Origin of the sequence: Dietzia sp. JS16-p6b (assembly GCF_003052165.1) — a bacterium.
Lineage (GTDB): Bacteria > Actinomycetota > Actinomycetes > Mycobacteriales > Mycobacteriaceae > Dietzia.
Genome location: NZ_CP024869.1, coordinates 513443 through 527871, shown reverse-complemented (window position 1 = coordinate 527871; position 14429 = coordinate 513443). Strand labels below are relative to the sequence as shown.

General features: G+C 72.6%; 14 protein-coding genes. 11 read left to right on the top strand and 3 right to left on the bottom strand.

The window, feature by feature from the left end; translation table 11 throughout:
• Nucleotides 1-12 precede the first annotated feature (12 nt).
• The 10 genes from CT688_RS02365 (at nt 13) to CT688_RS02315 (ending at nt 9496) form a co-directional block, all read left to right on the top strand.
• Entirely contained in the window at nt 13-273 is a 261-nt protein-coding gene (locus CT688_RS02365; protein WP_107755613.1) for a hypothetical protein, read from the top strand.
• Complete coding sequence (locus CT688_RS02360) at nt 270-569, top strand: monovalent cation/H(+) antiporter subunit G (RefSeq protein ID WP_107755612.1); 300 nt, start codon at nt 270-272, stop codon at nt 567-569. Before CT688_RS02365 ends, CT688_RS02360 begins: the two co-directional genes overlap by 4 nt.
• A complete protein-coding gene (locus CT688_RS02355) occupies nt 566-1588 on the top strand; it encodes a hydrogenase subunit MbhD domain-containing protein (RefSeq protein WP_107755611.1) in 1023 nt (340 codons plus the stop codon). Before CT688_RS02360 ends, CT688_RS02355 begins: the two co-directional genes overlap by 4 nt.
• The gene (locus CT688_RS02350; protein WP_231750465.1) at nt 1589-1930 is read left to right on the top strand and encodes an NADH-quinone oxidoreductase subunit K; all 342 of its coding nucleotides are present in this window, start codon (nt 1589-1591) and stop codon (nt 1928-1930) included. It begins immediately after the preceding gene.
• Nucleotides 1927-3435, top strand: coding sequence for a complex I subunit 5 family protein (locus tag CT688_RS02340; protein WP_107755609.1), 1509 nt, complete (start codon nt 1927-1929; stop codon nt 3433-3435). Before CT688_RS02350 ends, CT688_RS02340 begins: the two co-directional genes overlap by 4 nt.
• A complete protein-coding gene (locus CT688_RS02335) occupies nt 3432-4967 on the top strand; it encodes a complex I subunit 5 family protein (protein ID WP_107755608.1) in 1536 nt (511 codons plus the stop codon). The genes CT688_RS02340 and CT688_RS02335 overlap by 4 nt, the downstream gene beginning before the upstream one ends.
• Nucleotides 4964-6739 carry a proton-conducting transporter membrane subunit gene (locus tag CT688_RS02330; protein ID WP_107755607.1) on the top strand — a complete coding sequence of 592 codons (1776 nt, stop codon included), beginning with the start codon at nt 4964-4966 and terminating at the stop codon, nt 6737-6739. Before CT688_RS02335 ends, CT688_RS02330 begins: the two co-directional genes overlap by 4 nt.
• Nucleotides 6736-7233, top strand: coding sequence for a Na+/H+ antiporter subunit E (locus CT688_RS02325; RefSeq protein WP_107755606.1), 498 nt, complete (start codon nt 6736-6738; stop codon nt 7231-7233). The genes CT688_RS02330 and CT688_RS02325 overlap by 4 nt, the downstream gene beginning before the upstream one ends.
• An 80-nt stretch (nt 7234-7313) precedes the next feature.
• Nucleotides 7314-8438, top strand: a complete 1125-nt coding sequence (locus tag CT688_RS02320; RefSeq protein WP_107755605.1) for a TIGR03857 family LLM class F420-dependent oxidoreductase — start codon at nt 7314-7316, stop codon at nt 8436-8438.
• A complete protein-coding gene (locus tag CT688_RS02315) occupies nt 8435-9496 on the top strand; it encodes a phosphotransferase family protein (RefSeq protein ID WP_107755604.1) in 1062 nt (353 codons plus the stop codon). The genes CT688_RS02320 and CT688_RS02315 overlap by 4 nt, the downstream gene beginning before the upstream one ends.
• 296 nt (nt 9497-9792) lie before the next feature.
• Here the strand turns inward: CT688_RS02315 and CT688_RS02310 are convergent, their stop codons facing one another.
• Both CT688_RS02310 and CT688_RS02305 read right to left on the bottom strand, forming a co-directional pair.
• A complete protein-coding gene (locus CT688_RS02310; RefSeq protein WP_107755603.1) occupies nt 9793-11319 on the bottom strand; it encodes a catalase in 1527 nt (508 codons plus the stop codon).
• A gap of 49 nt (nt 11320-11368) precedes the next feature.
• A complete protein-coding gene (locus CT688_RS02305) occupies nt 11369-11815 on the bottom strand; it encodes a Fur family transcriptional regulator (RefSeq protein WP_107755602.1) in 447 nt (148 codons plus the stop codon).
• Nucleotides 11816-11967: 152 nt separating this feature from the next.
• Between CT688_RS02305 and CT688_RS02300 the strand changes: the two genes are divergently transcribed.
• Nucleotides 11968-12822, top strand: coding sequence for a universal stress protein (locus CT688_RS02300; protein WP_107755601.1), 855 nt, complete (start codon nt 11968-11970; stop codon nt 12820-12822).
• A 1-nt stretch (nt 12823) separates the two neighbouring features.
• On the opposite strand, the gene CT688_RS02295 is transcribed toward CT688_RS02300, so the two are convergent.
• Entirely contained in the window at nt 12824-14413 is a 1590-nt protein-coding gene (locus tag CT688_RS02295; RefSeq protein ID WP_231750464.1) for a hypothetical protein, read from the bottom strand.
• Nucleotides 14414-14429: the final 16 nt, after the last annotated feature.

Sequence of the window (14429 nt, the reverse complement as noted above, 5' to 3'; positions counted from 1 at the left end):
GGGATCGTCACCGTGGACGTGGTGACCGTCGTCCTGCAGGCCCTGGTGATCGTGCTGGTGCTCAACATCCTGGCCTGCCTCGTCCGGGTGGTCCGCGGCCCCTCCCCGCGGGACCGCGTCACCGGGGTCGTCCTGGCCGGCACCACCGGGGCGGCGTCGCTGGCGGTGCTCTCGGTGATCGGCCCTCTGCCGTCGCTGCGGGATGCAGCGCTCGTCCTGGTGGCGCTGGCGCTGGTCCTCACCGTCACGATGGTCACCGCCCGCCCGCGATGAGTGGTGCGGGCGCCGTCCTCGACGTCGCGGTGGTCATCGCCGCCGTCCTCGGGGGCCTGTTCTTCACCGCCGGGACGGTCGGGCTCCTCCGGTTCCCGGACCTGCGCAGCCGGCTCCACGCCATCACGAAGGCGGACACCCTCGGGCTGGGGTTCGTGATGCTCGCACTGTCACTCCGGGCGGAATCCGGGTGGGAGGTCGCCAAGTACGCCACCATCTGGGTGCTCGGGATGACCGTCGCGGCCGTGGCCGCGACCCTGCTCGCCGCGGAGCCGGACCGGGGGGCGGCCCCGTGATCGGTGCCGGCGTGATCGACATCGTGGTGGGCGTCGCGGCCCTCGCCGCGGCCGCCGTCGCCCTCTCGGTGCGGGACCGGCTCACCGCTCTGGTCTCGTTCGTCCTCCTCGGCGGACTCCTCGCGCTCGTGTGGGCAGGAGTCCGCGCGCCGGACGTCGCGCTCGCCGAGGCCGCCATCGGGACCGGGGTCACCGGGGCCCTCCTCGTGGACGCCGTGGCCGACCGGCGTCGGGGCCCGACCCCGCGGATCGGTCGCGCCGGAGTCGCGGTGTGGACCGTCGGCGCCCTGATCGGTGCCGGGTTCTGCGCGCTGCTGCTGCGCGCGGTCCTCGCCTCGGACGGGTCGGAACGGCATCCCCCGCTCAACGACAGGGTCGACGAGGCCATGGACGCCACCGCCACAGGTCATCCCATCACCGCGGTCCTGCTGGACTTCCGGGCCTACGACACGTTGCTCGAGGTCGCGGTGATCCTCGTGGCCGTGGTGGGGGCGTTCGCCCTGGCCGCCGTCGCACCGCGCACACCGCGTCCCGGCGTTCCGTGGGCTGGCGGGAGCGGGGCCGGCGAGGCCGTGACCGGCCCCGTCCACCGCTCGCTCGCAGACTTCCTCCGGCTGGCCTCACCCGTCCTGCTCCTCCTGGCGGCCTGGCTCCTGTTCGCCGGCGCCTATCGCCCGGGCGGGGCGTTCCAGGGCGGCGCGGCCGTCGCGGGTGTGATGATCCTCGCGACCCTGGCCGGGGTCCCACCCCGGATCCTGCACGGCAACCGCGGCCGGTGGCTCGTGGCGGTCGGCCCCGCCGCGTTCCTCGCCGCCGGGGGCCTGGGGCTGCTGCTGGCCGGCCACTGGTTGGCGATGCCCCCGGGGTGGGAGTCGGCCGCGACGATCGGCGTGGAGACCGCGCTCACCGTGTCCATCGGAGCGGGTCTGACCCTCATCTTCCTGGCGGTGCGTAGGGACACCTCGCGGATCGGGGACGGCCGGGACAGCGGTGGCCGGATCGAAGGAGGTCGGCGCTAGATGACCTCCTTCGCGTGGTACGCGACCGTCGGCTGCGTCCTGGTGGCGCTGGGGCTGGTCGTGATGCTGCTGGCCGCCGACCGCTTCCGCAGGCTCGTCGCCCTCAACGTGGCCGCCTCCGGCACGCTGGTCGTCCTGCTGGCCGTCGCCGGACGGGCGGACGAACCCGACCCCGTCCCCCACGCCCTCGCCCTCACCGGGATCGTGATCACCGTGGCGTTCACCGGGCTCGGGGTGGTGCTCGCGCGCCGCATCGACGAGCTCGACGAGGACGAGGTGGTCGACGTGGACGACGCGGACGACGTGGACGACGTGGTCGACGGCGGGGGGCGGGACCGGTGACCGCCCCCGCCGCCGCAGCGGCCCTGGTGCCGGGCGCCGTGTTGCTCCCGTTGGCGGCGGCGGTCCTCGTCGTCGTCGTCCCCACCGCCGCCCGGCGGGTGATCGGGCTGATCGCGGCGATCCTCACCGCCGCGACGGGGATCGCGGTGGTGGCGCTGGTCGTCGCGCACGGGCCGCTCGCGGTGTCCCTCGGTGGACACCGACCCCCGCTCGGCATCTCGCTGCGCGCGGACGGGATCAGCGCGGCGTTCCTGCTGCTCTCGGCGGTGGTCGGGGGCGTCGTGTCGGTCCACGCGGCGGTCCACCCCCCGTCGACCGGGATCGCCGGGTCCCGGGACTGGTTCTGGCCGACGTGGCTGCTCGCGTGGTCGGGCCTGGCGGCGGTCTTCGTCTCGGGCGACCTGTTCAACCTCTACGTCGCCCTGGAGATCGTCGGCCTCGCGGCAGTGCTACTGGTCGCACTGGGAGGGCCGGACGCCTGGCGGGCGGCCTTCCGCTACCTCATCGTGGCGGTCGCGGGCTCACTGCTGTTCCTCCTGGCACTGACGCTCGTGTACTCCGCCACCGGGACACTTGACCTCGCGCTCGCGGGCGCGCGTCTGGCCGGGTCGGACGACGGCGCCCTCCTCACGGCCGTCCTGGCGCTGACCGTGGCGGGCATGGCACTCAAATCGGCGGTGTTCCCGCTTCACGGGTGGCTGCCCGGGGCCCACGGGCAGGCCCCGGCGGCGGTGAGCCCGATCCTGTCCGGCCTCGTGGTCAAGGCGTCGTTCGTCGTCGCCATCCGGGTGTGGACCGAGGTCACCGGGCCCGTCACAGGGGTGGCGCTGGTGATCGGCGTCGCGGCCGCCGGGTCGATCCTGTGGGCCGGCCTGGCCGCCCTGCGCGCCACCGGGTTCAAGCGGCTCGTCGCGTACTCCACCGTCTCCCAGGTCGGGTACCTGTTCCTCTTCTTCCCGCTCGCCACCGCGGCGGACCGGCAGCAGATCCCCGCGACGGCCGCCCTGACGGCGGTGGTGACCCTCGCCGTGGCGCACGGGCTCGCCAAATCGGCCCTCTTCCTGGCCGCGGGCATCTTCAAGGAGCAGCTCGGCAACGACCGGATCGACTCCCTCACCGGACGTGGCGCCGAGCTGCCGGTGGTGACCATGGCCATCGGGATCAGCGTGGTCAGCCTGGCCGGGCTGCCCGTGACGCTCGGCTTCGCCGGCAAGTGGCAGCTGCTGTCCGCTGCCGTCGACGTCCGGGCCTGGTGGGTCGTGGCGGTCGTGGCGGCGGGCACCCTCGTCGCCGCCGGGTACCTGCTGCGCCCGCTCCAGGCCCTGCTGACCGGCGCGGCCGAGGACGGCATCGACTCCGCACCGGATCGCCCGCACTCCACCCTGCCGCGCGTGGTGACCGTACTGCCGCTGCTGCTCGCCCTGGTGACCGTCGGCGCGACCTTCGCCGCCGTCCCGCTCGCCGAGCTCGCGATCGTCGGCCAGACCCCGGGGGGCCCGCGATGACGGACCTCGTGGACCTCATGCCGGGCAGCCTGCTCGTCCTGGCGCCGCTGGCGATCTCGCTCCTCACCGCCGTGGCCGTCTTCCTCATCCCCGAGGGAGGAGTCCGCTCGAGATCGACCGTCAACCTCGGCGCCGCCGTGGCCAAGCTGGGACTCATCGCGCTGATGGTGCCGGTCGTGGTGGGCGGGGCCAGGCCGGAGTGGCGGACCGCGCTGCTGCCGGGGATCGACTTCGTCCTGCGCATCGAGCCCCTGTCCCTGCTGTTCGCCGGACTGTCGTCCCTCCTCTGGCTGCTGACCACCGTGTACGCCATCGGCTACCTCGAGGACCGCCCGCACCGCAGCCGGTTCTTCGGGTTCTTCGCCCTGTGCGTGACCGCCACCGTCGGGATCGCCTTCTCCGGGAACCTCGTGACGTTCCTGCTGTTCTACGAACTGCTCACGCTGGTCACCTATCCGCTGGTGGTGCACAACGGCACCGCGGCCGCGCGACGCTCCGGTCGCCTCTACATGCTGTACACGCTCGGCGGTGGCCTCAGCCTGCTCACCGGGATCGTCTGGCTCTCCGCGCTGGTCGGCGACGTCGAGTTCACCCCGGGCGGGGTCGAGGCGGTGGGCGCGCTCGCGACGGACTCCCCGGCCACGGCCGTCGCGATCTTCGCCCTCATGGTCGCCGGCCTGGGCGTCAAGGCCGCGCTGTTCCCCCTCCACGGCTGGCTGCCCCGCGCGATGGTCGCACCCGCACCCGTCAGCGCCCTGCTCCACGCGGTGGCCGTGGTCAAGGCGGGCGTGTTCGGCCTGGTGCGCGTGATCGACGACGTGTACGGCGTGGCGGTGGCTTCCGCTCTCGGGGTCCTGACGCCCCTGCTCGTCCTGGCCTCTTTCACCGTGCTCTACGGCTCGGTACGCGCGCTGTTCCAGGACGACCTCAAGAAGCGGCTCGCCTACTCGACCGTCAGCCAGGTGTCCTACATCACGCTGGGGATCACCCTGGTCACCGCAGTGGGCACCGCCGGCGGGTTGGCCCACCTCGTGCACCAGGGACTCATGAAGATCACCCTGTTCTTCTGCGCCGGGCTGTTCGCCGAGGTCCTGGGGATCAAGACCGTCTCGGCCCTCGCGGGACTGGGCCGGCGCATGCCGTGGACGTGCGCCGCGTTCACCGTCGGCGCGTTCGGCATGATCGGTGTGCCCCCGGTCGCGGGATTCATCTCCAAGTGGGAACTGGGGCTCGGAGCGCTCGACTCGGAGAACCAGTGGGTGATCTGGGTCCTGGTGGCCAGCGCGGTGCTCAACAGCGCGTACTTCCTGCCCCCCGTGGTGGCCATGTGGTTCCGCCGTGCCGAGGAGTCGCACGAGGGATCACCGGGCGTACCCGATCGCCGGCGCCGCCGGAGGCTCGAGGCCCCGGCCGCCCTCCTCGCCCCCGCGGTCATCACCGCCGGTCTCTCCCTGGCCGTCGGGATCGTCGCCGCCGCCCCCTACGCCCCGCTGGCCATGGCCACCTTCATCGCGAGGGGGGTGTTCCCGTGATCACCGCCCTGTGGACCGCGACCTTCCTGCTCCCCCTCCTGGTCGCCGCGGGACTGGGGATCCTGGCCACGCGCCGCGTCCCGGGTGGTCTGTCGATGCTGCTGATCCGCCTCGCCCCCCTCACGTGCCTGCCCGCGATCCTGCTCACCGTGGCCCCCGGGGCGGGCGGGGGCCTCCCGCTCGACGTGCCGTGGCTGCTCGTGGGCACCCACCTCGAACTCGACGCTCTCGCCCGGCCGCTGGTGTTGGTCTCCGCGCTGCTCTACGGCTCCGCCCTGGCCGCGGTGGCGTGGACCGCCACAGACCGCAGCCGCGACCTCGTGGCGTTCCTGCTGATCTGCCACACCGGCACCACCGCGGTGTTCACCGCGGCCGACGCGGTCACCTTCTACCTCGGGTACGCGGTGATGAGCTTCGCCGCCTACGGGCTGGTCGTGCACTACCGGACCGAGTCGGCGATGCGGGCCGGGCGCGTGTACCTGGTGCTCACCGTGGTGAGCGAGACCGCCATCCTCGCCGCGATCCTCATGGTGGCCGCCGCGGGCGGGACCCGGCTCGCCGACGCCCCGGCCGCCGTGGCCGGCGCGACGAACACCGGGGTGATCGTCGCCCTGCTGCTGATCGGGTTCGGCGTGAAGGCCGGGACGCTGCCGCTGCACGTGTGGCTCCCGCTCGCCCACCCGGCGGCGCCACCCGCCGCGAGCGCGGTCCTGTCCGGGGCGATGGTCAAGGCCGGACTCGTGGGGTGGCTGCGTTTCCTCCCCCTCGGGGAGGTCACCCTCCCCGGATGGGGCCTGACCCTGGTCCTGCTCGCGCTGGGCGGAGCGTTCCTCGCTGTCCCGGCCGGCGAGCTCCAGAAGGACCCCAAGGTGGTGCTGGCCTACTCCACCATCAGCCAGATGGGGTTCCTCGCCGCGCTCGTGGGGGTCGCGCTGGCCGCACCCGGACTCGCGCCCGCGGTCGCACCGGCCGCCGTCGCCTACGCCGTGCACCACGCCCTGGCCAAGGGAGCGCTGTTCCTCGGCGTCCCGGTGTGGAAGCACCACGCCCGGGGGGTCAGACGGTGGATCGTCGGGGCGGGGATGGTCGGTGCCGGGCTCGCGGTCGCCGGGGCCCCGTTCAGCTCAGGCTCGGTGGGCAAGTACGCGGCCAAGTCCGCCGTCGGCGAGGCCACCGTCCTGGGGATGGACCTCGTCACCCTCCTCCCGCTCATCGCGACCGGGTCGACACTTCTTCTCCTGCGCTTCGGGTGGCTGCTCGTCAACGGGGAGCCGGAGACCCGCCGGCGAGGGGACGCCGAGCTCGCCGCCTGGCTGGTCTTGGTGGCCGGCGGGATCACACTGCCCTGGATCGTCACCGACCTCTGGCTGCCCGTCGGAACGGTCCCCGGCCTCGACGCCGTGACCCTGTGGGACGCCACCTGGCCGATCCTGCTGGGACTCGCGCTCGGCGGGCTCGCCTGGTGGCTGTCCGCGAAGGACATCCTGCCCGGGTGGGCCGCCCACCCCGACGGCCGCACGATTCCCCCCGGTGACCTGGTCGTCCCCGAGGAACGGCTCGCCCGCTCGGCGCTGGCGTTCGCACGGTCCGCGGCCGCGGGCCCCCGTCGCGTGACCGAGCACGCCGCCGCCCGCCTCAGCGCGCATCACCCCGCCGGGGCGGCGGGCCGCGGGGTCGACACGGCCGAGGCGTTCCTGCGGTCGCGCGCCGGGCGTGGTCTGCTCCTGCTGGGCCTGGCCACCGTCCTCGTGGCCGCGGAGGTGACCTCGTGATCCGCTACGCCCGTTCCGGGATCGTCCGGTTCCTGCCGCTGCTGCTCCTGTGGTGGATACTCGCCGAGGGCGACCCGCGGTTCTGGTACTACGGGCTGGCAGCGGCCGTCGTGGCGACGGCTCTGAGCCTCCGGGGGATCCCGCCGGCGCGCGACCGGCGCGGGCGGCGACCGTGGGCGGCACCGCAGTTGGCGGGGTGGTTCCTTCTCCAACTCCTGCGCGGCGGCGCCGACGTGGCCCGGCGGGCGCTGGACCCCCGCATGCCCATCTCCCCCCGCACGCTGCGGCTCCCGATCCGGTCCGGGACCCCGGCCGGGCGCCGCCTGGCGCTGTGGATGATCAACCTCATGCCCGGCACCCTGGTGGTGGACGAGGGCAGGGGCGAGGGCGGGGGCTCGGACTGGGTGGAGTTGCACGTGCTCGCCGAGGACATCGACGCGGCCCACGCGTGGGCCGGACTCGAGCATCGCCTGGGTCGGATCTTCGGGAGCTGACCCGGACGACCCCCGGTGGCGAGGTAACGTGACACGTGTCACTTTCTCCCGGGTCGCCCCCCTCCCGCCGAAGGGCACACATGACCATCGCTGAGACCGCGCCGCCCCCCATGCCCGAGCTCGCCTGCTACGGCCTGGCCGGCCACAGCGCGTCGCCGGCCGACCTCATCGTCGAGGCCGCCCGCGCGGAGGAGCTGGGTCTCGGGTCGATTCTCCTGTCGGAACGGTTCGCCCTCAAGGACGCGGCGGTCATGGCGGGTGCCGCGGTCGCCGCGACCACCCGGATCGGAGTGGGGACCGCCGCGACCAACCACAACACCCGGCACCCGCTCGTCACCGCGACGATGGCCACCACGCTGCACAGGATGTCCGGCGGCAGGTACGCGTTCGGGCTGGGCCGCGGCATCCCGCTGCTGTTCGACATCATGGGACTGCCGCATGTCACGTCCGCACAACTCGAGGACGCCATCGGCATCTACCGCACGCTGTGGCGGGGCGGATCCGTGGTGGGCCACGACGGCCCGGCGGGCAGCTACCCCTACCTCGTGCAGGACTCGACGTTCGACGAGGACATCCCGATTCTGCTCATGGCCATGGGCGACAACTCGCTCCGGCTCGCCGGTCGGATCGCCGACGGCGTGGTCCTGCACACCTTCATGTCCGACGCGGCCGTCGCCAGATCCGTCCGGCTGGTCCGCGAGGCCGCCGAGCGGGCGGGCCGGGATCCGGCGCAGGTGCGCATCTGGTCGGTCATGGCCACCATCGAGGACTCGCTCGACGAGACCGCGCGCCTGCGCAAGCTCGTCGGCCGCCTGGCCACCTACCTCACCGGATACGGCGACGTCCTGGTCCGGGTGAACGGGTGGGATCCGGCGGGCCTGGAGCGGTTCCGCGCGGATGAGCGTCTGTCCGCGCACTCCGGGGCGCTCGACGCGACCGACGACCTGGACATCCTGCGCCACGCCCGCGAGGTCCTGCCCGACGAGTGGCTGGCCTGCGCGGCGGTCGGTAGCGCCGACCACTGTGCGGACCGCATCGACGGGCAGCTCGCGCTCGGTGCGGACTCGGTCGTCCTGCACGGTGCCACCCCCGACGAGCTCGCCCCGGTCCTGGCGGCCTGGCGCCGACGGCGTGATCCGCGCCGGTTCGACCACCTCGCCCCCAACCCCGGACGACTCCACCTGCGGAAGGACCCACAGTCATGACCGGTGTCGATTCCAGCGCCTCCGTGGTCTGCACACCGCAGGAGGTGACGGCGCAGTGGCTCACCGCCGCGCTCGGCACGGAGGTCAGGTCCGCGCGGACCGAGGCCGTGGGGACCGGCCAGATCGGCTGCTGCGTGGTCGTCCACGTGGACGGTGACGGGCTGCCCCCCACGTTGTTCGTCAAGCTCCCCAACCCCGACGAGGGCATGCGTCCGCTCCTGCACGGCGTCTACCGGAGCGAGGTGCTGTTCTACCGGGACCTGGCGCCGACCGTCGCCGTGCGGGTCCCCCGGGCGCGGTTCGCGGCCCTCGGGGAGCGGGAGGGCGACTTCACGCTCGTGCTCGACGACGTGTCGCCGCTGGTCCAGGGAGACCAGCTCACCGGGCTGACGATCGAGGACGCCCGCGACTGCGCGATCAACCTGGCCGGACTGCACGGACCACGCTGGTGCGATCCGCAGTTGCGCGGCATCGACGGGCTCTCCTGCCCGTCGGTCGAGGACAACGTGACCCTGCAGGAGCTCGGCGGGCCGGCGCTGGAGGCGTTCCTCTCCGAGTTGGGGGATCGGCTCGACCACGACGAGCAGCGGATCCTGTCCGAGATCGCACCGCTGATCGCCGACTGGGCCAACGGGCGGTCCGAGCGCTACGCCCTGCTCCACGCCGACTACCGCGCCGACAACATGCTGATCGACCCCTCCGGCCAGCGGCCGTCCCTGGCCTGCGACTGGCAGACCCTCGCCGTGGGGCTTCCCGGGCGCGACCTCGGCGGCTTCCTCGGCTCCAGCCTGGATGTCGCCGACCGCCGGGCCGCCGAGCGGGGGATCGTGGCCGACTATCACCGCGCACTCACCGGGTTCGGGGTGGACGACTACTCCCTCGAGACCTGCTGGGACGACTACGTCTACGGGCTGCTCCAGACCCCGGTGCTCGGGATCTTCGGATGGATGTACGGCACCCGCACCGAGCGCGGCGACGCGATGTTCGCCCTGCTCATGCGGCGAGCCTGTCGGGCGATCGCGGACCACGACGCCCTCGCCGTGGTCCGCAGCGGCTGACCCCGGCCGCCCCGGCCACCCCAGCCGGGTTGCGCGACGCCCCGGCCACCCCAGCCGGGTTGCGCGCCGCCTCTGCCCGCCCCGGCTGGGTTGCGCGCCGCCTCTGCCCGCTCGTCGATGACTTGCGCTGCCGCAATGGTCCATTCCGGGCGCGCAAGCGACCCGGGCCCGGCGGTGGCGCGACCGTTCAGTCCCGGCGGTGGCGCGACCCCACGCACGGGAAGGGCCCGACCCCGCCGGTCGCGGGATCGGGCCCTTCGCACCAGCCGTGCCGGCCTCGCCGGACTACGGCGTCGTCACTCCTGGCGACGGTGGTTGCCGCGCGGACCGGACTCGACGCCGGCCTTGACCGCCTCGCACAGCCCGGGGTCCACAGCGGCCCAGTAGGCGTAGACGCGCTCGAGGAGCTCGGTCTCCGACGGGTCGATCTTGCTCACGTGGCCGGCGATGTTGCCCGCCAGACGACCGCGGGCGGCGTCGTCGAGGACCTCGCGGTAGAGCGTCGTCGCCTGCGCCTGATCGGTGTCGTCGGAGTGCGGCGAGACGTCCCCACGGTAGATCTCGGAGCCCTTGGTGTCCCAGTCACCGAAGTCGAAGGCCTGGGCCTTGTCCGCGGCGGGGCCGTCGAGGGTGTTGGGGGCGTACTCGGCCTGCGCCGGGTGCGGGAACTCGTACTGCATGGAGCCCTCCTTGGAGTAGGAGTTCACCGGCGAGAGCGGACGGTTGACCGGAATCTGCTGGTAGTTGGCGCCGATGCGGTAGCGCTGGATGTCCGGGTACGCGAAGACGCGGCCGAGGAGCATCTTATCCGGCGAGAAGCCGATGCCCTTGACGATGTTGGTCGGCGCGAACGCGGCCTGCTCGATCTGGGCGTGGTGGTTCTGCGGGTTCCGGTTCAGCGTCATGGTGCCGATCTTGCGCAGCGGGTAGTCCTTCTGCGACCAGACCTTGGTGAGGTCGAACGGGTTGAAGCGGTAGGTCGCCGCCTCGTCGACCGGCATCACCTGGACGTGCAGGTCCCACGACGGGAACTCGCCCTTGCTGATGGACTCGTAGAGGTCCTGGCGGTGGTAGTCGGCGTTCTCCCCGGCGAGCTTGTCGGCCTCGGCCTGGGTGAGGAAGTCGATGCCCTGGTTGGTCTTGAAGTGGAACTTGACCCAGTGCCGCACGCCTTCGGCGTTGATGAACTGGTAGGTGTGCGAGCCGAAGCCGTCCATGTGGCGCCAGGTGGCGGGGATGCCGCGGTCGCCCATGAGCCAGGTGACCTGGTGGGTCGACTCGGGGCTGAGGGTCCAGAAGTCCCACTGCATGGCGTGGTTGCGCAGGCCGGAGGCGTTCTTGCGGCGCTGCGAGTGAATGAAGTCCGGGAACTTGAGGGCGTCGCGGACGAAGAAGACCGGCGTGTTGTTGCCGACCATGTCGTAGTTGCCCTCGTCGGTGTAGAACTTCAGCGCGAAACCGCGCGGGTCGCGCCAGGTGTCCGGGCTGCCCTTCTCGCCGGCGACGGTGGAGAAGCGGGCGAGCATCGGGGTGGTCACGCCCTTCTGGAACAGCCCGGCGCAGGTGATGTCCGAGACGTCCTCGGTGGTGACGAACTCGCCGAAGGCGCCGGAGCCCTTGGCGTGCGGCAGCCGCTCCGGGACGTTCTCGCGGTTGAAGTGGGCGAGCTTCTCGATCAGGTAGAAGTCGTGGATCGGCTGCGGACCCAACTCACCGAGCCGGGCGCTGAACTCATCGCTCGGAACCGGCTGTCCGCTGTCGGTGGTGGTGGCGGAGTTGGGCTGGAAGTCGCGTACGCCGCGGTCGGCGGGATGCGTGGTCACGTCTGATACTCCTCGAGGTGGTGGGGTGATGGGCGGTGTGGTCTAGGTCTCAATCTTCACCGAGACGGGCGCCGCCCGCCTGACATTCGGGACATGTGCCCCAGTAGTTGACCTCGGCCTCGTCGATCAGGAAGCCGTGATCGTGGTCCGCCTGCAGGCAGGGTGCGTGCCCTACCGCGCATTCGACATCCTCGATCCGGCCACACTGCCGGCACACGAGGTGGTGATGGTTGTCCCCGGTGCGACGCTCGTACCGCGCCGGCGAACCGGCCGGTTCGATGCGTCGCATGAGGCCGACATCGGTACACACACGCAGCGCGTCGTAGACGGTCTGTGTGGAGACCGCGCCCAGCCGCTCCCGGACCAGTACCGCGACGTCTTCCGCCGCGATGTGGGGACGACTGTCGACGACGGCGAGGACCGCCAGCCGGGGAGAGGTGACCCTCAGCCCGGCCGACCGGAGCTGCGCTCCCGGATCCTGCACGTCCGTCGTCATGGCGTTCACTGTAGCCAACTAATTGGAACTAGTCCAGAAAAGGACTGGTTCCGCTTTGGTAACGATGCCGATCGGCGGGCATCGACTCTCGTTTCCGCCCCCGCGCCCGCCGACTAGGCTGATCCACGACGCCGAACCCGCAGGAGGACGCCATGACGGAGACCGCCACCGGACCGGTCGTGTGCGGCTACGACGGGTCGCGGGATGCCCGCCGGGCCGTCTCCTGGGCCGCGACCTGGGCACGTGACCATCACACGACTCTCGAGGTGATCTCCGCCGACCGCGCCGTCGGTCGGGTCGTCGCCTTCGACGAGACCGCCCGCGCGAACGTCGAGGGCGCCATGCGGGACCAACTGGCCGACCTCGTCGGACAGGTCCCCACGACCTACCGCGTCGTGGCCGACAGTCCCGTCGGCGCGCTCGTCGAGACCACGGGGTACGCCTCGGCGATCGTGGTGGGCAGCCGCGGCCTGACGGCCCGCGAGGACTTCGCCATGGGATCCACCTCGGCCGGGGTGGTCGAACACGCCAGGTGCCCCGTCCTCGTGATCACCCCGCGCACGCCGGAGGGCCACGACAGCGGCCCGGTGGTGCTGGCCGCCGACGGGTCCGAGGCCGGGGACCCGGCCGCGGCGTTCGCCTTCGCCGAGGCCGAACGCCGTGGCACCACTCTGCGTGTCGTCCACTCCGTCGAGGCCCCCCGCCTGCCGGGCGCGTCGCTGTTCGACCTCGATCAGCTCGCGGAGGATGTCCTCGCCGAGGACGAGAAGGCCGTCACCGACGCCCTCGCCCCACATGAGGCCCGCCATCCGGGAGTGCCCGTCGACCTGGTCCTCGTCGTCGGTGAACCCGCCACGACCATCGCCACCGAGGCCTCGGGGGCCGCACTCCTGGTGACCGGGTCACGCGGGCACGGCGGGTTCGCCGGACTGTTGCTGGGATCGGTCAGTCGACGCCTGCTCCAGACCGCGCCGTGCGCTGTCGCCGTGGTCCGCCCCACCGACTGAGTCACCGCGAGCCCTCGGTCGTCGGCCCGATCCGGAGCATCCGGGTGAGGGTGGGTTGCCACATCACTCCTGCCCCGTCGCCGCGGGAGACGATGGTCCCGGTGAGCTCCATCGGCTCGTCCAGCGGGGCCACGCCGACGAAGGAACGGGCCACCTCCACGCCGGTCTCCACATCCGTCGAGGTCACGTCTACCAGACCGAACTTCTGCGCCAGCCCCTGATCCAGGGCGGGATGCACCCCCGAGGGGCCGTATGCCAGGGCGTGAATCTGCCCGTCACCCGTGGTGAGCTTGGGCAACGAGGCGGTGCGTGCGAGTGAGGTCCATGCCCGTGAGCAGGCACCCCCCACTCCCCCGGCCCCGTCGCTCCGCACGTCGATGCGGGTCATTCCCCCCGTGTACGGGGCGGACGCGGGCACGGCCGGGCCGTCGACGGCGAACGGCGGGTACTCGTACCCGTACGTGTTGACCAGCACCAACGCATCACCGACCGCGATGATCGAGTTCTCCGTGGCCGCCGGCCCCTCGATCACCACACCGTCCGGGGCGGCGGAGGCCGGTGCGAGTGACGTGGCGAACGCCGGCATCCTGCACACCTCCGAACCGTCGCCGCGACGCAGGACGATCAGATCGGGATGCTCGGCGTCATCGGTGATCGCCACCAGCGAGTCACCCGGGCCGAAGTAGGTGGGCGTGGTTCCGGAACCGTGAGCCAGCAGGCCGGGCTTGCGTGCCGGGCCCACCTCGTAGCCGTGCCGCCACCGCACCTGCGGGCTCCCGTCGGGCGCCGCGTCGACCTCGTAGAGCGCACGGGTCGTGATCACCGACGCACCACCCGGCCGGACGGTCAGCCCGTTGGTGATCCTCTCCCCTGCCGGCAGGGCGAGGGTGCGCACGGTGTCGTCGTCGCCGGGGAGAACGGTTCCCACCACCCCGTCGGAGGTCGCGAACCAGATCCGTCCGTCGAAGGCGGGGATCAGGCCGGTCACCGCGTCCCCGTCCGGGACGCCCGCCGAGAGGTCGGCCAGGACCTCGACCGACATCCGCCAGGTTCCGTCCGGGTCGCGATGGTGCCCGACGGCGAGGAGCCTGCGGTTGCCGTCGGCCACCACCACCCGGTCGCGCTCGTCGAGGTAGCCGTACACCCCACCGAGCAGTGCGCCCTTGGCCAACTGCACCTCCGCCAGCACCGCCGCGGTCTCGGGGTGGAAGAGCTTCACCGTCGGCGCGAGCGGGGTCGGCGGATGGAGTCCCACGTACGAGGTGCACAGGGCGACGGGCATGCCGTCGGTCCCGACGAAGACGGTGGAACACGTGGCCCCGGTCAGGGCGCCCACGACGGCGGGGTTCGCTCCCGGCCCGCGACCGGGCATCGTGTCGGTGGACGCCACGTCCCCGTGGACCGTGGAGGTACCGGCGGGGCCCAGCCCGGGCGGTGCGGCCGACTGGGCGGTGGACGGCGCGGCGCCCAGGACGGACAGGCTCGTCACTGCCGCCGCGAGCGTCGCAGTCCGTGCCGCCGTCCGCGCCGCTGCTGAGGTCGCGCCGACTGCCGCGGCGCCGGCTGCGAGGATCCCACCCGGTGCACCCATGGAACCGATTCCACCA